The 18,196-nt window shown below is 57.9% G+C and carries 24 protein-coding genes; all 24 read left to right on the plus strand.

Annotated elements, in window-relative coordinates:
- The first annotated feature begins 11 nt into the window (after positions 1-11).
- The 24 genes from ASE07_RS05400 (at position 12) to tatB (ending at position 18,113) form a co-directional block, all read left to right on the plus strand.
- On the plus strand, positions 12-1,475 hold the full coding sequence (locus ASE07_RS05400; protein WP_057289788.1) for a glutamate synthase subunit beta: 1,464 nt from the start codon (positions 12-14) through the stop codon (positions 1,473-1,475).
- 153 nt (positions 1,476-1,628) lie between these two features.
- Entirely contained in the window at positions 1,629-2,432 is an 804-nt protein-coding gene (locus tag ASE07_RS05405) for an ABC transporter ATP-binding protein (RefSeq protein ID WP_082583969.1), read from the plus strand.
- On the plus strand, positions 2,429-3,208 hold the full coding sequence (gene mlaE / locus ASE07_RS05410) for a lipid asymmetry maintenance ABC transporter permease subunit MlaE (protein ID WP_057289790.1): 780 nt from the start codon (positions 2,429-2,431) through the stop codon (positions 3,206-3,208). The genes ASE07_RS05405 and mlaE overlap by 4 nt, the downstream gene beginning before the upstream one ends.
- Positions 3,209-3,317: 109 nt before the next feature.
- Positions 3,318-3,791 carry an outer membrane lipid asymmetry maintenance protein MlaD gene (mlaD, locus tag ASE07_RS05415; protein ID WP_057289791.1) on the plus strand — a complete coding sequence of 158 codons (474 nt, stop codon included), beginning with the start codon at positions 3,318-3,320 and terminating at the stop codon, positions 3,789-3,791.
- Positions 3,791-4,690: an MlaA family lipoprotein gene (locus tag ASE07_RS05420; protein ID WP_327196043.1), complete on the plus strand. Its 900-nt coding sequence runs from the start codon at positions 3,791-3,793 to the stop codon at positions 4,688-4,690. Before mlaD ends, ASE07_RS05420 begins: the two co-directional genes overlap by 1 nt.
- An 88-nt stretch (positions 4,691-4,778) precedes the next feature.
- Positions 4,779-5,426 carry an MlaC/ttg2D family ABC transporter substrate-binding protein gene (locus ASE07_RS05425; protein ID WP_057289792.1) on the plus strand — a complete coding sequence of 216 codons (648 nt, stop codon included), beginning with the start codon at positions 4,779-4,781 and terminating at the stop codon, positions 5,424-5,426.
- 11 nt (positions 5,427-5,437) lie between these two features.
- Positions 5,438-5,737 carry an STAS domain-containing protein gene (locus ASE07_RS05430; RefSeq protein WP_057289793.1) on the plus strand — a complete coding sequence of 100 codons (300 nt, stop codon included), beginning with the start codon at positions 5,438-5,440 and terminating at the stop codon, positions 5,735-5,737.
- 124 nt (positions 5,738-5,861) lie between these two features.
- The gene (locus ASE07_RS05435; RefSeq protein ID WP_057289794.1) at positions 5,862-6,773 is read left to right on the plus strand and encodes an ABC transporter ATP-binding protein; all 912 of its coding nucleotides are present in this window, start codon (positions 5,862-5,864) and stop codon (positions 6,771-6,773) included.
- The gene (locus ASE07_RS05440) at positions 6,773-7,528 is read left to right on the plus strand and encodes an ABC transporter permease (RefSeq protein ID WP_057289795.1); all 756 of its coding nucleotides are present in this window, start codon (positions 6,773-6,775) and stop codon (positions 7,526-7,528) included. The genes ASE07_RS05435 and ASE07_RS05440 overlap by 1 nt, the downstream gene beginning before the upstream one ends.
- A 128-nt stretch (positions 7,529-7,656) precedes the next feature.
- Positions 7,657-7,893 carry a BolA family protein gene (locus tag ASE07_RS05445; protein WP_057289796.1) on the plus strand — a complete coding sequence of 79 codons (237 nt, stop codon included), beginning with the start codon at positions 7,657-7,659 and terminating at the stop codon, positions 7,891-7,893.
- Entirely contained in the window at positions 7,893-9,143 is a 1,251-nt protein-coding gene (gene murA, locus ASE07_RS05450) for a UDP-N-acetylglucosamine 1-carboxyvinyltransferase (RefSeq protein ID WP_057289797.1), read from the plus strand. Before ASE07_RS05445 ends, murA begins: the two co-directional genes overlap by 1 nt.
- Positions 9,144-9,794, plus strand: coding sequence for an ATP phosphoribosyltransferase (hisG, locus tag ASE07_RS05455; protein ID WP_057289798.1), 651 nt, complete (start codon positions 9,144-9,146; stop codon positions 9,792-9,794).
- 5 nt (positions 9,795-9,799) lie between these two features.
- Positions 9,800-11,113 carry a histidinol dehydrogenase gene (gene hisD / locus ASE07_RS05460; protein WP_057289799.1) on the plus strand — a complete coding sequence of 438 codons (1,314 nt, stop codon included), beginning with the start codon at positions 9,800-9,802 and terminating at the stop codon, positions 11,111-11,113.
- A gap of 43 nt (positions 11,114-11,156) precedes the next feature.
- Entirely contained in the window at positions 11,157-11,933 is a 777-nt protein-coding gene (locus ASE07_RS05465; RefSeq protein ID WP_057289850.1) for a DNA-methyltransferase, read from the plus strand.
- Between the two features lie 10 nt (positions 11,934-11,943).
- Complete coding sequence (hisC, locus tag ASE07_RS05470; RefSeq protein WP_082583973.1) at positions 11,944-13,032, plus strand: histidinol-phosphate transaminase; 1,089 nt, start codon at positions 11,944-11,946, stop codon at positions 13,030-13,032.
- A 32-nt stretch (positions 13,033-13,064) separates the two neighbouring features.
- Positions 13,065-13,661, plus strand: coding sequence for an imidazoleglycerol-phosphate dehydratase HisB (gene hisB, locus ASE07_RS05475; RefSeq protein ID WP_057289801.1), 597 nt, complete (start codon positions 13,065-13,067; stop codon positions 13,659-13,661).
- Between the two features lie 39 nt (positions 13,662-13,700).
- Entirely contained in the window at positions 13,701-14,339 is a 639-nt protein-coding gene (hisH, locus tag ASE07_RS05480) for an imidazole glycerol phosphate synthase subunit HisH (RefSeq protein WP_082583970.1), read from the plus strand.
- Between the two features lie 75 nt (positions 14,340-14,414).
- Positions 14,415-15,200: a 1-(5-phosphoribosyl)-5-[(5-phosphoribosylamino)methylideneamino]imidazole-4-carboxamide isomerase gene (gene hisA / locus ASE07_RS05485; RefSeq protein ID WP_057289803.1), complete on the plus strand. Its 786-nt coding sequence runs from the start codon at positions 14,415-14,417 to the stop codon at positions 15,198-15,200.
- A 2-nt stretch (positions 15,201-15,202) separates the two neighbouring features.
- Positions 15,203-15,967 carry an imidazole glycerol phosphate synthase subunit HisF gene (gene hisF / locus ASE07_RS05490; protein ID WP_057289804.1) on the plus strand — a complete coding sequence of 255 codons (765 nt, stop codon included), beginning with the start codon at positions 15,203-15,205 and terminating at the stop codon, positions 15,965-15,967.
- On the plus strand, positions 15,964-16,368 hold the full coding sequence (hisI, locus tag ASE07_RS05495; protein WP_057289805.1) for a phosphoribosyl-AMP cyclohydrolase: 405 nt from the start codon (positions 15,964-15,966) through the stop codon (positions 16,366-16,368). The genes hisF and hisI overlap by 4 nt, the downstream gene beginning before the upstream one ends.
- A gap of 93 nt (positions 16,369-16,461) precedes the next feature.
- Positions 16,462-16,803, plus strand: a complete 342-nt coding sequence (locus ASE07_RS05500) for a phosphoribosyl-ATP diphosphatase (RefSeq protein WP_057289806.1) — start codon at positions 16,462-16,464, stop codon at positions 16,801-16,803.
- Positions 16,804-16,913: 110 nt separating this feature from the next.
- Positions 16,914-17,285, plus strand: a complete 372-nt coding sequence (locus ASE07_RS05505; RefSeq protein ID WP_057289807.1) for a histidine triad nucleotide-binding protein — start codon at positions 16,914-16,916, stop codon at positions 17,283-17,285.
- 59 nt (positions 17,286-17,344) lie between these two features.
- Complete coding sequence (tatA, locus tag ASE07_RS05510) at positions 17,345-17,551, plus strand: Sec-independent protein translocase subunit TatA (RefSeq protein WP_057289808.1); 207 nt, start codon at positions 17,345-17,347, stop codon at positions 17,549-17,551.
- A 73-nt stretch (positions 17,552-17,624) separates the two neighbouring features.
- Complete coding sequence (tatB, locus tag ASE07_RS05515; RefSeq protein ID WP_057289809.1) at positions 17,625-18,113, plus strand: Sec-independent protein translocase protein TatB; 489 nt, start codon at positions 17,625-17,627, stop codon at positions 18,111-18,113.
- Positions 18,114-18,196: the final 83 nt, after the last annotated feature.

An 18,196-nucleotide genomic window follows, 5' to 3' on the forward strand; every position in this document is an offset into this window, starting at 1 on the left:
CAAGGAACATCATGGGAAAAGTAACCGGCTTTCTGGAATTCCAACGCTTGCAGGAAGCAAGCGAAGCACCCACCTCGCGCAAGAAGCACTACAAGGAATTTACCGTCCACCTGAGCGACGCCGATGCAAAAGTGCAGGGCGCGCGCTGCATGGACTGCGGCATCCCGTTCTGCAATAACGGCTGCCCGGTGAACAACATCATTCCTGACTGGAACGACCTGGTTTATCACGGCAACTACAAGGAAGCTCTCGATAACCTGCACTCGACCAACAACTTCCCGGAATTTACCGGCCGTATCTGCCCGGCACCTTGCGAGGCCGCCTGCACGCTCGGCATCAATAATGACCCGGTCGGCATCAAGTCGATCGAGCATTTCATCATCGACAAAGGCTGGGAAAACGGTTGGGTCGTCCCCCAGATCCCGACCACCAGGACCGGCAAGAAAATTGCAGTCGTCGGCTCCGGGCCTGCAGGCATGGCAGCGGCGCAGCAGCTTGCGCGTGCCGGCCATGACGTGACCGTGTTTGAAAAGAATGACCGTGTCGGCGGTCTGCTGCGCTATGGCATCCCTGACTTCAAGATGGAAAAGTCCCACATCGACCGCCGCGTCGAGCAGATGAAAGCCGAAGGCGTGACTTTCCGCACCGGCGTCTTCGTCGGCAAGGATTTCCCGTCCAACGTCTACAACTGGGCCAAGGAAACCATCTCGACCGAACAGCTGAAGAAGGACTTCGACGCCGTCGTGATCGCGGGTGGCGCAGAAAACCCGCGTGACTTGCCGGTGCCGGGCCGCGAACTCAAGGGCGTGCATTTCGCGATGGAATTCCTGCCGCTGCAGAACAAGGTCAATGCCGGTGACAAGGTAAAGGATCAGATCATGGCGACTGGGAAGCACGTCATCGTGATCGGCGGCGGCGATACCGGTTCGGACTGTGTCGGCACTTCCAACCGTCACGGCGCCGCATCGGTGGTCCAGTTCGAATTGCTGCCGCAGCCGCCGGAAGAGGAAAACAAGCCGCTGGTCTGGCCGTACTGGCCGACCAAGCTGCGTACCTCGTCGTCGCATGAAGAAGGCTGCGACCGTGACTGGTCAGTGGCTACCAAGCGCCTCGAAGGGAAGAATGGCAAGGTCGAGAAGCTGATCGCGGCCCGCGTTGAATGGAAGGACGGCCGCATGCAGGAAGTGCCGAATTCCGAATTCGAACTGAAAGCCGACCTGGTACTGCTGGCAATGGGCTTCGTATCACCGGTGCAACAGGTGCTGGACGCTTTCGGTGTCGAAAAGGACGCGCGTGGCAACGCCAAAGCAGGCACAGATGGCGATGGCTGCTACAAGACCTCGGTTGAGAAGGTCTTTGCCGCAGGCGACATGCGTCGCGGCCAGTCGCTGGTGGTATGGGCCATTCGTGAAGGCCGTCAGTGCGCACGCGCTGTCGATGAATTCCTGATGGGTTCGTCGGTTCTGCCGCGATAAGCTGCTTTTGTTCCAAGAAGCCCGCCCGATCACAGGATTTGGCGGGCTTTTTGTTGTTGTTTGTGTTGCTATTTAAATGACCATTGGGTTAGTTCAAAAGTACGTTTGGCATTTCTGCACTACAATCTCGTCTTTGCGTAAAAGATTTGTGTTGTGCCGAACCTCGTTGAAATCCGCGACCTCCATTTCTCCTATGGCGCCCGACCCATCCTGTCAGGTCTCCAGATGGATTTCCCACGTGGCAAGGTTGTCGCAGTCATGGGAGGTTCCGGCTCGGGAAAGACCACGATCCTGCGTCTGATCGGCGGACAGATCACGCAGCAGAAAGGCACGGTCACGGTTGACGGAGAGCCGGTTAATCCACGCAATACGACGGCCTTGTACGCCTTGCGCCGCAAGATGGGCATGCTGTTTCAGCATGGCGCCTTGTTTACCGATTTGTCCGTCTTTGAAAATGTCGCCTTTCCGTTGCGCGAGCATACGCGCCTGCCGGAAGAATTGATCCGCGACCTCGTGTTGCTTAAGCTGCATGCGGTCGGCCTGCGCAACGCCGCACACCTCAAACCCGCCGAGATTTCCGGCGGCATGGCACGTCGCGTTGCGCTGGCCCGCGCAGTAGCGCTGGATCCGCAACTGATCATGTATGACGAACCATTCGCGGGACTTGATCCCATTTCCATGGGAGTGACGGCCAACCTGATTCGGCGGTTAAATGACGCTCTGGGTTCGACATCGATTGTGGTGTCGCATGACATCCATGAAACCTTCCTGATTGCGGACTACATTTACTTCTTGTCGCAAGGGAAGATCGTTGCGCACGGGACGCCGGAACAGATGCACGCATCCGACGATCCTTACGTCAGGCAGTTCGTGCATGCCGAGGCGGATGGACCAGTGCCTTTCCATTATCCCGGACGCTCGCTGGCCGAGGATATACTGGGAGGAAAATCCCGATGATAGCAAACGCTCTGGCCGGGATCGGGCGCTGGGTGCGCGAATCGATCAGCAATGTCGGGTTTGCCGCGCGCTCGTTTTTTGCCGTCCTCGGCGCATCGGGTGGCGTGCTGCGCCGGCCGCGGCTGGTGACGGACCAGATTCACTTCATCGGCAATCATTCGCTGGTGATCATTGCCGTCTCCGGTCTTTTCGTCGGATTCGTGCTGGGCTTGCAGGGATACTACACGCTGACCCGCTACGGCTCGGAACAGGCGCTTGGATTACTGGTGGCGCTATCGCTGACGCGCGAGCTGGGGCCGGTTGTGACCGCGCTGTTGTTTGCCGGCCGCGCCGGCACATCGCTGACCGCCGAGATTGGCCTCATGAAGGCGGGCGAGCAGCTCTCGGCAATGGAGATGATGGCGGTGAATCCGCTGCAGCGGATAGTGGCACCACGCTTTTGGGCAGGTGTCATTGCAATGCCGATCCTGGCAGCCATTTTCAGCGCAGTCGGCGTGTTTGGCGGCTATATCGTCGGCGTGCAGTTGATCGGCGTGGATGAAGGTGCGTTCTGGTCGCAGATGCAGGGCGGCGTCGATGTCTGGAATGACATTGCGAACGGCGTCATCAAAAGCGTGGTTTTCGGATTTGCAGTAACGTTTGTAGCATTATTCCAGGGGTATGAAGCACAACCGACTCCTGAGGGTGTTGCCCGCGCGACAACCCGCACTGTCGTTATCGCCTCCCTGACGGTGCTGTGGCTGGACTTCCTGCTGACCGCCCTGATGTTCAATTGAAGTAGCACAAGCCCGTCATCGGCATCCTGCATCACCGTATCAGTTAAACAAATTTGCTCAAGTCGGGAACTGCCTCCCGGTTTCGGGACATAGAGTAAGAGTAAAGAGCATGCAACGAAAATCATTGGACCTGTGGGTTGGACTGTTCGTCTTGTTAGGCGCGGCGGCGCTGGTATTCCTGGCTCTCAAGGCAGGCAATATGAGTTCGTTGTCGTTTGCGCCAACATACGCCGTGACGACCAAATTCGACAACATTGGCGGACTCAAGCCGCGCGCACCGGTGAAAAGCGCTGGTGTGGTGGTGGGCCGCGTCGCGGATATCCGCTTTGACGACAAATCTTTTCAGGCGGTGGTGACACTCAATTTAGAAAGCGGATACAAATTCCCCAAGGACTCGTCGGCCAAAATTCTGACTTCGGGTTTGCTGGGCGAACAATATATAGGCCTTGAGCCGGGCGGCGATACCAATAATCTGGCCGCCGGCGACCGGATCAAGATGACTCAATCGGCTGTTGTGCTTGAAAACCTGATCAGTCAGTTTCTCTACAGCAAGGCAGCGGAAGGAAAGGACGGCGACAAGTAATGATGTCTGCCCTAAAACGTAAAGTCAGCGTACTCGCCGCAGCGGTGCTGCTCGCGGGTTGCGCTTCGACCAACAATCCCAAAGACCCGTTTGAATCATTCAATCGGGCGATGTTCACTTTTAACGACACGATTGACCAGGCAGCGGTCAAGCCGGCTGCGGAACTGTATAGCAATGTATTGCCGGAATTTGTGCAAATCGGCATCAACAATTTTTTCGGTAACCTTGGGGACGTCTGGACCGGCGTCAATAACTTCCTTCAAGGTAAAGTTGAGGATGGCTTTTCGGATGTGATGCGTGTGGCCGTCAATACCACCATGGGTTTCGGCGGGCTTCTGGATATCGGTAGCGAAGCAGGGCTAACCAAGCACAACGAAGATTTTGGTCAGACCCTGGGAAAGTGGGGCGTTGCTTCAGGTCCTTACCTCGTATTGCCGATTCTCGGTTCCTCGACATTGCGTGATGCGGCCGTGCTTCCGCTCGACTTTGCAGGGGATCCGTGGCATTACAAACGTCCAGTGCATGTACGCAATATCGGTTCGTTCACCAATGCTATCGACCTGCGGGCGACCGTGCTCGATGCCTCCAACCTGGTTGAGGAGGCTGCGCTGGACCGTTATGTATTTGTGCGTGACGCCTATAAGCAACGTCGCCAGAGCAAGGTATATGATGGCGAAGTTCCGGAGTCCAAATATGAGCATGATGTTGGCCCGACTGCCGAAGAGATGCCCACCGCAAGCCCCGATGTGAACTCGGCGGCATCGGAACCGGCACAAAAGCCGGTTGTCAAACTGGAACAAGATGTCAAGCTGGAAACAGCCCCAGCGGATATGGGAGCGACAGCATCTACGGCAGCGAAAGCGGCAGAAACCGCCTTGGTCACGGAGCCCAAACAATAAATGCGCTGCGGTAGACTAATTTCGATTGCCGCGCGTTTTCTTACTATGTGCCGCGATTGCGGCGCTGTTTAAACTACTTCAGGATCGTATGAAACTGCTTAAAAAGATATTTGCCATTGCAAGTCTGACGGTCGGCGCACTTGCGTTTGCACCGCTGGCCTCCGCTCAGGAAACACCTGACGCGCTGATCAAGCGCATCAGTCAGGAAGTGATCGACACGGCAAAAAGTGACAAGGACATCCAGAGCGGCAACCAGAAAAAAGTGCTCGAACTGGTCGAAGCCAAAATATTGCCCCATGTCGATTTTCAGCGCATGACTGCCTTGGCAGCGGGTCGTTTCTGGCGTGAAGCGTCGCCGGAACAGCAAAAACAGCTGACCAATGAATTCCGTTCCCTGTTGGTGTATACCTACTCTGGTGCGATTTCACAGGTTAAAGACCAGAAGATGGAATTCAAGCCTATGCGTGGCGATCCTTCTGACACTGACGTCGAAGTGCGGACCCAAGTCATTCAGCCGCGCGGCGGCGACCCTATCCAACTCAATTACCGTCTTGAAAAATCGTCGGGCGGCTGGAAAATCTATGATGTCAATGTGCTTGGCGCCTGGCTGGTGGAAACCTATAAGGGCAACTTTGCCGCTGAAATCAGCAAGGGCGGCATCGACGGCCTGATCAAGACTCTGGCCGACAAGAACAAGCGCCTGGCTGCCAGCGCAGCCAAGACAACCAAGTCCTGATCCTGATCTCTATGTACCGGCCCGGATTAACTCTGACCGTCAATAATGCGCAAACCGTGCTCGAAGCCGGTTTGCGCGCGATCGCTGACGGCCAGTCGGTGATTGACCTTGGCGACCTGAACGTTGTGGATTCGGCAGCGGTCGCCACGATGCTTTCCTGGCAACGCGCAGCCAGGCAAGCAGGCAAGCCGCTCGCTTTCAGTAACCTTCCATCGAACCTGCAAAGCCTGGTGGCGCTGTATGACGCCGACGACCTCCTTTCAGTCGTATCGACGACAACCGGCGAACGCAGCGACCTGCTGCATCATTGATCCCCTTCTGACCCGGCCGTCTTCCGGCTTCCACTCCGGAAATCCAATATAATCAAGAGTTCCGCCAATGGTTTCGCCGCTCCGGCGTGCGAAACGGCTCCACTCCTGAAATGACCAAGCCGCCATGGCTGCTCTGCAAATCGTCAACGTCGAAAAACGCTACAAGTCGCTTCAGGCGCTTGGCGGCGTATCCCTATCCATCGAAGCCGGTGAGTTTTTCGGACTGCTCGGGCCCAATGGCGCCGGTAAAACCACACTGATTTCCATCATTGCCGGTCTGATCCGTGCGGATTCAGGCAACGTCACCATCCACGGACATGATGTGGTCAGCGACTATCGCGAAGCGCGCAAACGGCTCGGCGTGGTGCCACAGGAACTGGTGTTCGACCCTTTCTTTACCGTGCGTGAAACTCTGCGCATGCAATCCGGCTATTTCGGCTTGAAAAAGAACGATGACTGGATCGACGAAGTCATGGCCAACCTCGACCTGACCAACAAGGCCGATACCAACACCCGTGCCTTGTCCGGCGGCATGAAACGCCGTGTGCTGGTGGCCCAGGCGCTGGTCCATAAGCCACCGCTCATCGTGCTCGATGAACCGACCGCAGGTGTCGACGTCGAACTGCGCCAGACGCTGTGGAAGTTCATCTCGCGGCTGAACCGCGAAGGCCATACCATCGTGCTGACCACGCACTACCTCGAAGAAGCGCAGGCACTATGCAACCGTATTGCGATGCTCAAGTCTGGCAGGGTCGTGGCACTGGACTCGACCTCCGCGCTGATCCGCCGCATTTCGGGATCGCAGCTGATCGTGCATCTGGCCAAAGGCGCCTTGCCGGACGAGCTCAAGCCACTGGTTTCGCATCCGGATGAGCTGATTTCCGGTCGCAAGTACACGCTGCGGGTCAATGAATATACCGATGTCGAACCCATCCTCGCGAAGCTGCGCGAGTCCGGCGCCGTCATTGACGACATGCATCTGCAGCAGGCCGACCTGGAAGACGTGTTTATCCAGATCATGGAAGGGGAAAAATAATGACCGGCTTCCAGACCCTGTTCTATAAGGAGGTGCTGCGCTTCTGGAAAGTCGCGACGCAAACGATCACGGCCCCCATCCTGACCGCCATGCTGTACCTGCTGATCTTTGGCCATGTGCTGGAAGACCATGTGCAGGTCTACCCGAACGTTCGCTATACCGCTTTTCTGGTGCCTGGCCTGGTGATGATGAGTGTGCTGCAGAACTCCTTTGCCAACAGCTCATCCTCGCTGATCCAGTCCAAGATCACCGGCAACCTGGTATTTGTCCTGTTGCCGCCGCTATCGCATTGGGACTTGTTCGCTGCCTATGTATTGGCCGCCGTGGTGCGCGGGCTGGCTGTCGGCCTCGGGGTCTTCCTGGTGACCGCATGGTTCACCGAACTCAGCTTTTTCGCGCCGTGGTGGATTGCTATTTTTGCCTTGCTTGGCGCCGGAATCCTTGGCACCATGGGCCTGATTGCCGGTATCTGGGCGGAAAAGTTCGACCAGTTGGCGGCATTCCAAAATTTCCTGATCATGCCGGCAACCTTCCTGTCCGGCGTGTTTTATTCGATCCACTCATTGCCGCCGTTCTGGCAGACGGTATCGCACTTCAACCCGTTTTTTTATATGATTGACGGATTCCGCTACGGTTTCTTTGGTCAGTCCGACATCAATCCGCTGACCAGCTTCTTAATTGTCGGCGTGTTTTTCATCATGCTGGCCGGGTTTGCCATCCGCATGCTGAGTAACGGATACAAGCTGCGCCACTGATCCGGAACAGAAACATCGACGCCACCCCGAAGTCATCGAGGCGGCACACGCCGCCATGCTAATGCTGCTAATGCGATTGCAACTGCGATTACGCTATTACGACCGTCAAGGTCAACAAAGGTAAGACCATGCTACCCACACCCGAGCTTGTCAAAAACTACATCGCCGCCGGTCTCGACTGCACCCATCTGGAAGTCGAAGGCGATGGACAACATTTCAACGCAGTCATCGTTTCCAATGCGTTTGCCGGCAAGCGCCTGATCCAGCGTCATCAACTCGTCTATGCCGCCCTTGGCGACCGCATGCGCGAGGAAATCCACGCTTTGTCGATGAAGACACTCACTCCGGAAGAATTCCAGAAATAATGGACAAACTGCTTATTACCGGCGGCAATCGCCTGTCCGGCGACATCACGATCTCGGGCGCCAAGAACGCCGCACTGCCCATCCTGTGTGCAGGCCTGCTCACCAGTGATACGGTGCAGCTGTCCAACGTGCCGCATTTGCAGGACATCAACACCATGCTCAAGCTGCTCAAGCAGATGGGCCTGCGCGTCGAACAGGATGATGATCGCCTGGCGCTCAATGGCGCTGATATCAGCAGCTGCGAAGCACCTTATGAACTGGTGAAAACCATGCGTGCATCGATCCTGGTGCTTGGTCCGCTGGTCGCGCGTTTTGGCGAAGCCAGGGTGTCGTTGCCCGGTGGCTGCGCGATCGGCTCGCGCCCGGTCGACCAGCACATCAAGGGCTTGCAGGCGATGGGCGCCGAAATCACGATCGAGGCTGGTTACATCCACGCCAAGGCCAAAAGGCTGAAGGGCACGCGTATCGTCACCGACATGATTACCGTGACCGGCACCGAAAACCTGCTGATGGCCGCGACGCTGGCCGACGGTGAAACCGTGCTGGAAAACGCGGCACGCGAGCCGGAAGTCACCGACTTGGCCAACCTGCTGGTGGCCATGGGCGCAAAGATTGACGGCATCGGGACCGATCGCCTCGTGATCCAGGGCGTCGACAAGCTGCATGGCGCTTCGCATGAGGTCATTGCCGACCGTATTGAGACCGGTACCTTCCTGTGTGCGGTGGCAGCCGTCGGCGGCGATGTCACGCTTCGCAAGACGCGCAGCGATATCCTTGACGTCGCGCTCGACAAGCTGCGCGAAGTGGGTGCTATCTTGACAACCGGGTCCGACTGGATCCGCGTGCAGATGGCGGCGCGCCCAAAAGCGGTCAGCTTCCGCACTACTGAATATCCTGGCTTTCCGACCGACATGCAGGCCCAATTCATGGCGCTCAACTGCCTCGCCGAAGGCAGTGCGCGCGTGACCGAAACCATCTTTGAAAACCGCTTCATGCACGTGCAGGAACTTAATCGGCTCGGTGCGTCGATCGATATCGACGGTCACACGGCGATTGTGCAAGGTGTCGAGAAGCTGGTTGGGGCACCGGTCATGGCTACCGACCTGCGCGCGTCCGCATCGCTGGTGATCGCAGCGCTCGCAGCACAAGGCGAAACCCTGGTCGATCGTATCTATCACCTTGACCGCGGCTACGACCGCATGGAAGTCAAGCTTTCTGCCGTCGGCGCCAACATTCAGCGAGTGAAATAAATGAGTCGGCAACTGACCCTGGCGTTATCCAAAGGCCGCATCTTCGAAGAAACCCTGCCGCTGCTGAAGGCGGCCGGCATTATCGTGACCGAGGATCCGGAAAAGTCGCGCAAGCTGATCCTGCCGACCAACGATCCGGATGTGCGCGTCATCATCGTGCGCGCCTCCGACGTGCCGACCTATGTGCAATACGGCGCCGCCGACTTCGGCGTGGCCGGCAAGGATGTGCTGCTCGAGCATGGCGGCGAGGGTCTGTATCAGCCGATCGATCTCAACATCGCGAAGTGCCGGTTGTCGGTTGCGGTGCCCGCCGGCTTCGATTACGCGAGCGCGGTGCGCCAGGGTGCGCGCCTGCGTGTCGTCACCAAGTACGTAAATTGCGCACGTGAACACTTTGCGGCCAAGGGCGTCCACGTCGACCTGATTAAACTGTACGGCTCGATGGAGCTCGGCCCGCTCGTCGGCCTGTCCGATGCGATTGTCGACCTTGTCAGTACCGGCAGCACGCTGCGCGCCAATAATCTGGTGGAAGTCGAACACATCATGGAAATCTCGTCGCGCCTGGTGGTGAACCAGGCTGCACTCAAACTCAAACGCGAGCGCCTGCAACCCATTCTCGAAGCATTCGACGCAGCATCGAAAGCAGTGTAACCATCATGACCATCCAGATTCGCAAACTCGATTCCACCGCACCGGATTTCAAGTCGACGCTGTCGGCGGTGCTTGCCTTTGAAGCCAGCGAAGACGAAGCAATCGACCGCGCCGCCGCGCAGATTCTGGCCGACGTCAAGGCACGCGGCGATGCTGCCGTGCTGGAGTACACCAACCGTTTCGACAAGCTGGAAGCGCGCACCGTCAACAGCCTGGAAATCGGCAAGGATGCGCTACGCGCCGCGCTCAACAGCCTCGAACCGCAACGTCGTGCAGCATTGCAGACCGCTGCCGACCGCGTGCGCGATTATCACGAGCGGCAAAAGAAAGAGACCGGAAGCGACGGTTTCATCTACACCGAAGCCGATGGTACGGTGCTGGGACAAAAGGTGACGCCGCTCGATCGCGTCGGCATTTACGTCCCGGGCGGCAAGGCGGCCTATCCGTCTTCCGTGCTGATGAATGCGATTCCGGCCAAGGTCGCCGGCGTGCAGGAAGTCATCATGGTGGTGCCGACGCCCAATGGGATACAGAATGAACTGGTGCTGGCCGCCGCTGCCATTGCCGGCGTCGATCGCGTCTTCACCATTGGCGGTGCCCAGGCAGTCGGCGCGCTGGCCTATGGCACCGCGACGATTCCCCAAGTCGACAAGATCGTGGGGCCGGGCAATGCCTATGTCGCCGCTGCCAAGCGCCGTGTATTCGGGACCGTCGGCATCGACATGATTGCCGGACCATCTGAAATTCTGGTCATTTGCGATGGCAGCACCGATCCGGACTGGGTAGCGATGGACCTGTTCTCGCAAGCCGAACATGATGAACTCGCGCAGTCCATCCTGCTGTGCCCGGACGCGGACTACATCGCCAAAGTCGAAGCCAGCATCAACAGGCTGCTCGGCGCGATGCCGCGCAAGGAAGTGATCCGCACCTCGCTGACCAATCGCGGCGCGCTGGTCAAGGTGCGCGATATGGACGAAGCCTGCGAGATCGCCAACCTGATCGCCGCCGAACACCTCGAGATTTCCGCCGAGAATCCGCAGCAATGGGCGGACAAGGTGCGTCATGCCGGCGCCATGTTCCTGGGCCGTTTCTCATCCGAGTCGCTCGGCGACTACTGCGCCGGACCGAATCACGTTCTGCCGACTTCCCGCACCGCGCGTTTCTCGTCGCCGCTCGGTGTTTATGACTTCCAGAAGCGTTCCAGCATCATCCATGTCAGTGAAGCTGGTGCGCAGACACTGGGCAAGGTCGCGGCGGAACTCGCTTATGGCGAAGGACTGCAGGCGCACGCCGCTTCGGCAGAGTTCCGCCTCAAATGATCACCACTCGATCCAGTGCCACGCGCCTGCGGAAGGCTACCAGGTGACGCTCTGGCTTGATCGCGTGTTTTGCGAGGATGCGCTGGCCGGCTTGGCGCGTATCCCCGATGCCAGCGTCGATCTGCTGATCGCCGATCCGCCGTATGGCCTCGGCAAGGACTATGGCAACGATTCCGACAAGCTCGATGCCGAAGCCTATCTGCACTGGACCGAGCAATGGGTGGATGCGGCATTGCCCAAGCTCAAACCCAACGGCAGCTTTTACATTTTTTTGACCTGGCGCTATTCGCCGGAAATCTTTGTAATGCTGAAAAAGCGCATGACAATGATTAATGAAATCATCTGGGATCGCCGCGTGCCGTCGATGGGAGGCAGTACCCGCCGCTATTCTTCAGTGCACGATACGGTCGGTTTCTTCGCCAAGGCGAAGGATTACTATTTTGACCTGGACGCGGTACGCATTCCCTATGATGCCGAAACCAAGAAGGCGCGCTCGCGTTCCATCTTCGTCGGCGCCAAATGGCTGGAATTGGGCTATAACCCCAAGGATGTGTGGAGTGTGTCGCGCCTGCACCGCGAGCATCGCGAGCGCGCCGATCATCCGACGCAAAAGCCGCTGGAAATCGTCGAACGCATGCTCAAGGCATCGTGTCCGCCGGGGGGCGTGGTGCTCGATCCCTTCATGGGCAGCGGCACGACGGCGGTAGCCGCCAAACGTTGCGGCCGCCGTTTCATTGGCTTCGAACTGAATCCCGAGTATTGTGAATTGATTGAAAACCGCCTCGCCGAGCTGGATAAGCCCGAGCCCGAGGCCGCCTGAGAACATGACCATGTCCCTGATCGACAATATCATCCGCCCCGACGTCCGCGCGCTTGCCGCTTACCATGTGCCCGACGCGACCGGCTTCGTCAAGCTCGACGCAATGGAAAATCCGTACACCTTGCCCGAGGATCTGCGCGCCGAACTCGGCCAGCGGCTCGCCGAGGTGGCGATGAACCGCTATCCGGTGCCTTCCTACGCAGCGCTCAAGAAAATGATCTGCGCCCAGCTGGGCGTGCCAGCCGGATATGACGTCGTGCTTGGCAACGGCTCAGATGAACTGATTGCGTTGCTGTCCGTCGCCTGCGCCAAGCCCGGTGCCAAGGTTCTCGCGCCTACGCCCGGCTTTGTGATGTATGCGATGTCGGCCAAATTCGCTGGTCTGGAGTTTGTCGGCGTGCCGCTGCGAGCCGACCTGTCGCTCGACAAGGCAGCCATGCTCGATGCCATTGCGCAACACAAGCCGGCAATCACCTATCTTGCCTATCCCAACAATCCGACCGGCAATTTGTTTGATGCCGACGACATGGTCGCGATCCTGCGCGCTGTCGGTGACACCGGCCTGGTGGTGGTCGATGAAGCTTATCAGCCGTTCGCGCAGGTCAGTTTCATGTCACGCCTGCCGGAATTTGCTAATCTGGTGGTCATGCGCACCGTCTCCAAGCTCGGACTGGCCGGTATTCGCCTCGGTTACATGTCTGCAAGCGAGGACTTGCTGACAGAATTCGACAAGGTGCGTCCGCCTTACAACATCAATGTACTGACGCAGGCGGCTGCCGAATTTGTGCTGGAGCGCGTCGATGTGCTGGACGCGCAGGCAGCATCCCTGCGCGAAGAACGGACACGCCTGGCAACGGCACTGGGCGCATTGTCGGGGGTAGAAGTTTTCCCGTCAGCAGCGAATTTCCTGCTGGTGCGTATCAAAACAGAAAAGATTCATGCCAACGATGTGTTTTCCGCATTGTTAGACCGGAAGGTTTTGGTCAAAAATGTCGGTAAAATGCATCCATTGCTGGAAAACTGCTTGCGGATCACCGTCAGCACGCCGGAAGAGAACCAGCTATTACTCGATGCCATGACGGCATCGCTCGCTCCATAAACTTTCGTACGCACACGAGTACCACACAGAACATGTCCACGCCCCGCGTTGCAGAGGTCACCCGCAATACCAACGAGACGCAAATCCGCGTCGCAATCAACATTGATGGCACCGGCCAGCAAAAGCTGAACACCGGTGTGCCTTTCCTCGACCATATGCTCGACCAGATCGCCCGTCATGGCCTGATCGACCTCGATATCGAAGCGAAGGGCGATCTGCACATCGACGCCCACCATACCGTGGAAGACGTCGGCATCACGCTCGGCCAAGCCTTTGCCAAGGCAGTCGGCGACAAGAAGGGCATCCGCCGCTATGGTCATGCCTATGTGCCGCTGGATGAAGCGCTGTCCCGTGTGGTCATTGATTTTTCCGGACGTCCCGGCATTGAATTCAATGTGCCGTTCACCCGCGCGATGATCGGCGGCTTTGATGTCGACTTGACCCATGAATTCTTTCAGGGCTTCGTCAACCATGCGCTGGTTACCTTGCACATTGATAACCTGCGTGGTGTGAACGCTCACCATCAGTGCGAAACCGTATTCAAGGCATTTGGCCGCGCATTGCGCATGGCCATCGAACTGGACCCGCGTGCAGCGGGAACGATTCCCTCGACCAAGGGCAGCCTGTAACAATGCCATGCGTCGACTGACTCGACTGACATTTCCATCATGAACAAGATAGTTGTAGTGGATTACGGCATGGGCAACCTGCGCTCGGTAGCACAGGCGCTGCGTCATGTCGCACCCGAAGCCGATGTCCGGATTTCAGGCGAACTTGCCGACATCCGGGCTGCCGATCGCCTCGTGCTGCCGGGACAGGGCGCGATGCCCGATTGCATGCGCTGCCTGCGCGAGTCGGGTCTGCAGGAAGCGGTCATCGAATCGACACGCAGCAAACCGCTGCTCGGCGTCTGCGTCGGTGAGCAGTTGCTGTTCGACCTGAGCGAAGAAGGCAACACGCCGGGCATCGGACTGATTCCCGGCAAGGTGGTACGCTTCAGGCTCGATGGCCAGCTGCAGGAAGACGGCTCGCGCTTCAAGGTGCCGCAGATGGGCTGGAACCGGGTCAGGCAGTCGATGTCCCATCCGCTGTGGAATGGTATTACTGACAACAGTTACTTCTATTTCGTGCACAGTTATTACGCGGTGCCGGACAATCCCGCACATACCGCGGGCGAAACGATCTACGGCGCCCCGTTTACTTGCGCGGTAGCCAAAGATAATATTTTTGCGACACAGTTCCACCCGGAGAAAAGCGCGGCCTCCGGTTTGCAGCTGTACAAGAATTTCGTGCACTGGAATCCGTGATTCCCGTGAGAAGTTGTCGTTCGCTGTTTGCGTTGCAGGAAACCCCATTAACCTCACTCCACCACTAATGTAGCCATGCTGCTCATACCTGCCATCGACCTCAAGGACGGTCATTGCGTGCGCCTGAAACAGGGCGATATGGACCAAGCCACCGTGTTTTCCGAAGATCCCGCCCAAATGGCGCGACACTGGTTGCAACAGGGCGCGCGACGACTGCATCTGGTCGACCTGAATGGCGCCTTTGCCGGCAAGCCCAAGAACGAGGCGGCGGTAAAGTCCATCATCCAGGTCGTGCGCGACTTCGCGCTCGAAAACGATGTTGAAGAAATCCCGATCCAGCTGGGTGGCGGTATCCGCGACCTCGACACGATCGAGCGCTACCTCGACGACGGCTTGTCCTACATCATCATCGGCACCGCGGCGGTGAAGAACCCCGGCTTCCTGCATGATGCCTGTAGCGCCTTTCCCGGCCAGATCATCGTTGGCCTCGATGCCAAGGACGGCAAGGTCGCCACCGATGGCTGGAGCAAGCTGTCCGGCCATGAGGTGATCGATCTCGCAAAGAAATTCGAAGATTATGGTTGCGAAGCGATCGTCTACACCGACATTGGCCGTGACGGCATGATGGGCGGCGTCAACATCGACGCCACCGTCAAGCTGGCGCAAAGCATGACCATCCCCGTGATCGCGTCCGGCGGCGTACACAACGTCAAGGATGTCGAAGCCCTGTGCGCCGTGCAGGATGAAGGCATCGAAGGCGTGATCTGCGGACGATCGATCTACGAAGGCACGCTGGACCTGCGCTCCGCGCAGGAGCGCGCCGACGAACTGAGCGGCCTCGAAGAGGCGGAAGAAGAGTAAGCATGTCCCTAGCAAAACGCATCATCCCTTGCCTCGACGTGACCGCCGGGCGTGTCGTCAAGGGCGTCAATTTCGTCGAGTTGCGCGACGCCGGTGATCCGGTGGAGATTGCGCGCCGCTACGACGATCAGGGCGCGGATGAACTGACTTTTCTCGACATCACTGCGACTTCAGACGGGCGCGACCTGATCCTGCATATCATTGAAGCGGTGGCTTCGCAGGTATTCATTCCGCTGACCGTTGGCGGTGGTGTGCGCACCGTCGACGACGTGCGTCGCCTGCTGAACGCAGGTGCGGACAAGATCAGCATCAACAGTACCGCCATTGCCAATCCGCAAATGGTGGCCGACGCCGCGCAGAAGTTCGGCTCGCAATGCATCGTGGTGGCGATCGACGCCAAGCGCAACCCGGAAGGACGCTGGGAAGTGTTTACCCATGGTGGACGCAAGCCGACCGGTCTCGAAGTGGTCGAGTGGGCAAAGAAAATGGAAAGCCACGGCGTCGGCGAAATTTTGCTGACCAGCATGGACCGTGACGGCACCAAGAGCGGCTTCGACCTTGAGCTGACACGTGCCGTGTCGGATGCGGTGTCGATTCCGGTGATCGCTTCTGGTGGTGTTGGTGGCCTGCAGGACCTGGCGGACGGCATCAAGCTCGGCAAGGCCGATGCGGTGCTGGCAGCGAGCATCTTCCACTACGGCCAGCATACCGTGCAGGAAGCCAAGCAATTCATGTCCGGTCAGGGCATTCCGATGAGGATGGCATGAGCGTCAGTGCGAAATGGCTGAACAAGGTCAAATGGGATGAACATGGGCTTGTGCCCGTGATCGCGCAGGAGGTCGGCAGCAACGATGTGCTGATGTTTGCCTGGATGAACCGCGACGCGCTTGCCAAAACCGTCGAACTCGGCGAAGCGGTGTACTGGAGCCGATCGCGCAAGAAGCTGTGGCACAAGGGCGAAGAGTCCGGCCACACGCAAAAAGTGCATGACATCCGCCTCGATTGCGATGAAGACGTGGTTTTGCTCAAGGTCGAGCAGGTTGGCAAGATCGCCTGCCATACCGGCCGGCATTCGTGTTTCTTTCAGCAATTCACCGGTGATGCCAAAAACGGCGACTGGCAAGCGGTAGAACCCGTACTGAAAGACCCCGAAAGCATTTACAAATAACCGTCAGCATCGGGCGAGCAAGCGGCGCCCGATATCGCTGCGACGACAACAGAAAGAGGGCCAGCTGCGTTACGCAGCCGTGCCACCCAAGCGATGAGTGAAACCCTGAAACGCCTTGCCGCCGTCATTGAATCGCGCAAGCCGGCCAATGGCGGCGATCCCGATAAGTCCTATGTCGCGAAGCTGTTCGTCAAGGGCGATGATGCCATTTTGAAAAAGATCGGCGAAGAAGCGACCGAGACCGTGATGGCTGCCAAGGATGCGCGTGTCAGCGGCGACAAATCCAAGGTGCTCTATGAATGCGCAGACTTGTGGTTCCATTCCATGGTCATGCTAGCCCAGTTTGACCTGACGCCGCAGGATGTGCTCGATGAGCTTGCCCGGCGGGAAGGCTTGTCGGGACTTGCGGAAAAAGCAAGCCGCAAGGATAGCTGAGCCGACAGCGGATTTGCAGGCTGTCGTTGCAGATCATCCCAGCCAAAGAATGCGTGTCACAGAGACTGTTAATATTTCGATCACTGACCACTTACTTTCCAGGATCTCCCATGACTGACTGCATCTTCTGCAAGATTGCTTCAAAACAGATTCCCACCAAGGCAGTCTACGAAGACGACGACCTCATTGCATTTCACGATATCAATCCTGCTGCCCCGGTGCATTTTTTAATCGTCCCGAAACAACATGTTGCTACACTGGCGGACTGTAATGAAAGCCATAGCGCTTTGTTGAGTAAAATGATGTTGTTGGCGCCTAAACTGGCGCAGGAGCAGGGATGCGGTTATACCGCCACTGATGGCGGCCTGGGCAGCGGCGGATTCAAGACGCTGTTCAATACTGGTCCGGACGGCGGTCAGGAGGTGTACCATCTCCATCTGCATGTCATCGGCGGACCACGTCCCTGGCGCGGCCAGCGATAGGCTAAACCTGCCGACAGACCAATGATTGACGGACGCATGCGTCCACTGAGGAGAAAGTAATGGGTTCATTTAGCATCTGGCACTGGCTGATCGTGCTGGTCGTTGTCATGCTGATTTTTGGCACCAAGAAGCTGGGTAATGTCGGCTCCGACCTTGGCAAGGCCGTCAAGGGATTCAAGGACGGCGTCAAGGGCGATGAAGAAAAGTCGTCCTCCACAGCCGACAAGTCGACAATCGACGTCGACGCCAAAGAAAAAAAGAGCTGAGCACGGCCCTTGCAGGAATGGCATGTGATGCGCCGCAGGCGCATCACATGCCATTCCTGCAACCCGTCACATCATGATTGATATCGGTCTCACCAAAATTGCGCTGATCAGCGTCGTAGCGCTGGTCGTCATCGGTCCTGAACGCCTGCCGAAAGTGGCACGGATGGCCGGTACCCTGTTTGGCCGCGCCCAGCGTTACATCAACGAAGTCAAATCGGAAGTCAGCCGCGAAATCGAACTGGACGAGCTGCGCAAGATGCAGAAGGAAATGCAGGAAGCAGCGACCAGCGTCGAGCAGACGATTGCCAAAAATGTCTCCGAGATGCAGGCCGAAGTCCAGGAAGCGCTGTCCAATCCCTTGATGGAGACGCCGACGCCGGACCAGATCCATGTCAAGGCCAAGGATTTTCGCAGGAAGAAGCTAGCCCGTACCTCGGCCATTCCTTCCTGGTACAAAAAGCAAAGCGGCCGTCGCACACGTGTGATTTCCGGTGCGGCACGTGTCGCCAAGTATCGTCCCGCCGGGGCCGGTAGCAAGACCTCCACTTCATTCCATTCCTGAGCCGCGTATTACTATGAATATTTCACGAGGTTCGACCGCCGCAGCAAGGTGCGCAGGCGCGATGGACAACCGGTATGCGTAAC

It is taken from the genome of Noviherbaspirillum sp. Root189 (assembly GCF_001428545.1).
Classification (GTDB): Bacteria; Pseudomonadota; Gammaproteobacteria; order Burkholderiales; family Burkholderiaceae_D; genus Noviherbaspirillum.

What these genes read in the sequence shown, in the direction of transcription:
- ASE07_RS05400 (WP_057289788.1), top strand. Translation starts at nt 12, where the DNA reads ATGGGAAAAGTAACCGGCTTTCTGGAATTCCAACGCTTGCAGGAAGCA.
- ASE07_RS05430 (WP_057289793.1), top strand. Translation starts at nt 5,438, where the DNA reads ATGTACCGGCCCGGATTAACTCTGACCGTCAATAATGCGCAAACCGTG.
- ASE07_RS05500 (WP_057289806.1), top strand. Translation starts at nt 16,462, where the DNA reads ATGAGTGAAACCCTGAAACGCCTTGCCGCCGTCATTGAATCGCGCAAG.
- hisD (WP_057289799.1), top strand. Translation starts at nt 9,800, where the DNA reads ATGACCATCCAGATTCGCAAACTCGATTCCACCGCACCGGATTTCAAG.
- mlaD (WP_057289791.1), top strand. Translation starts at nt 3,318, where the DNA reads ATGCAACGAAAATCATTGGACCTGTGGGTTGGACTGTTCGTCTTGTTA.
- hisA (WP_057289803.1), top strand. Translation starts at nt 14,415, where the DNA reads ATGCTGCTCATACCTGCCATCGACCTCAAGGACGGTCATTGCGTGCGC.
- hisF (WP_057289804.1), top strand. Translation starts at nt 15,203, where the DNA reads ATGTCCCTAGCAAAACGCATCATCCCTTGCCTCGACGTGACCGCCGGG.
- ASE07_RS05440 (WP_057289795.1), top strand. Translation starts at nt 6,773, where the DNA reads ATGACCGGCTTCCAGACCCTGTTCTATAAGGAGGTGCTGCGCTTCTGG.
- ASE07_RS05505 (WP_057289807.1), top strand. Translation starts at nt 16,914, where the DNA reads ATGACTGACTGCATCTTCTGCAAGATTGCTTCAAAACAGATTCCCACC.
- hisI (WP_057289805.1), top strand. Translation starts at nt 15,964, where the DNA reads ATGAGCGTCAGTGCGAAATGGCTGAACAAGGTCAAATGGGATGAACAT.
- hisC (WP_082583973.1), top strand. Translation starts at nt 11,944, where the DNA reads ATGTCCCTGATCGACAATATCATCCGCCCCGACGTCCGCGCGCTTGCC.
- ASE07_RS05425 (WP_057289792.1), top strand. Translation starts at nt 4,779, where the DNA reads ATGAAACTGCTTAAAAAGATATTTGCCATTGCAAGTCTGACGGTCGGC.
- ASE07_RS05445 (WP_057289796.1), top strand. Translation starts at nt 7,657, where the DNA reads ATGCTACCCACACCCGAGCTTGTCAAAAACTACATCGCCGCCGGTCTC.
- hisG (WP_057289798.1), top strand. Translation starts at nt 9,144, where the DNA reads ATGAGTCGGCAACTGACCCTGGCGTTATCCAAAGGCCGCATCTTCGAA.
- tatB (WP_057289809.1), top strand. Translation starts at nt 17,625, where the DNA reads ATGATTGATATCGGTCTCACCAAAATTGCGCTGATCAGCGTCGTAGCG.
- murA (WP_057289797.1), top strand. Translation starts at nt 7,893, where the DNA reads ATGGACAAACTGCTTATTACCGGCGGCAATCGCCTGTCCGGCGACATC.
- ASE07_RS05420 (WP_327196043.1), top strand. Translation starts at nt 3,791, where the DNA reads ATGATGTCTGCCCTAAAACGTAAAGTCAGCGTACTCGCCGCAGCGGTG.
- hisB (WP_057289801.1), top strand. Translation starts at nt 13,065, where the DNA reads ATGTCCACGCCCCGCGTTGCAGAGGTCACCCGCAATACCAACGAGACG.
- tatA (WP_057289808.1), top strand. Translation starts at nt 17,345, where the DNA reads ATGGGTTCATTTAGCATCTGGCACTGGCTGATCGTGCTGGTCGTTGTC.
- mlaE (WP_057289790.1), top strand. Translation starts at nt 2,429, where the DNA reads ATGATAGCAAACGCTCTGGCCGGGATCGGGCGCTGGGTGCGCGAATCG.
- ASE07_RS05435 (WP_057289794.1), top strand. Translation starts at nt 5,862, where the DNA reads ATGGCTGCTCTGCAAATCGTCAACGTCGAAAAACGCTACAAGTCGCTT.
- hisH (WP_082583970.1), top strand. Translation starts at nt 13,701, where the DNA reads ATGAACAAGATAGTTGTAGTGGATTACGGCATGGGCAACCTGCGCTCG.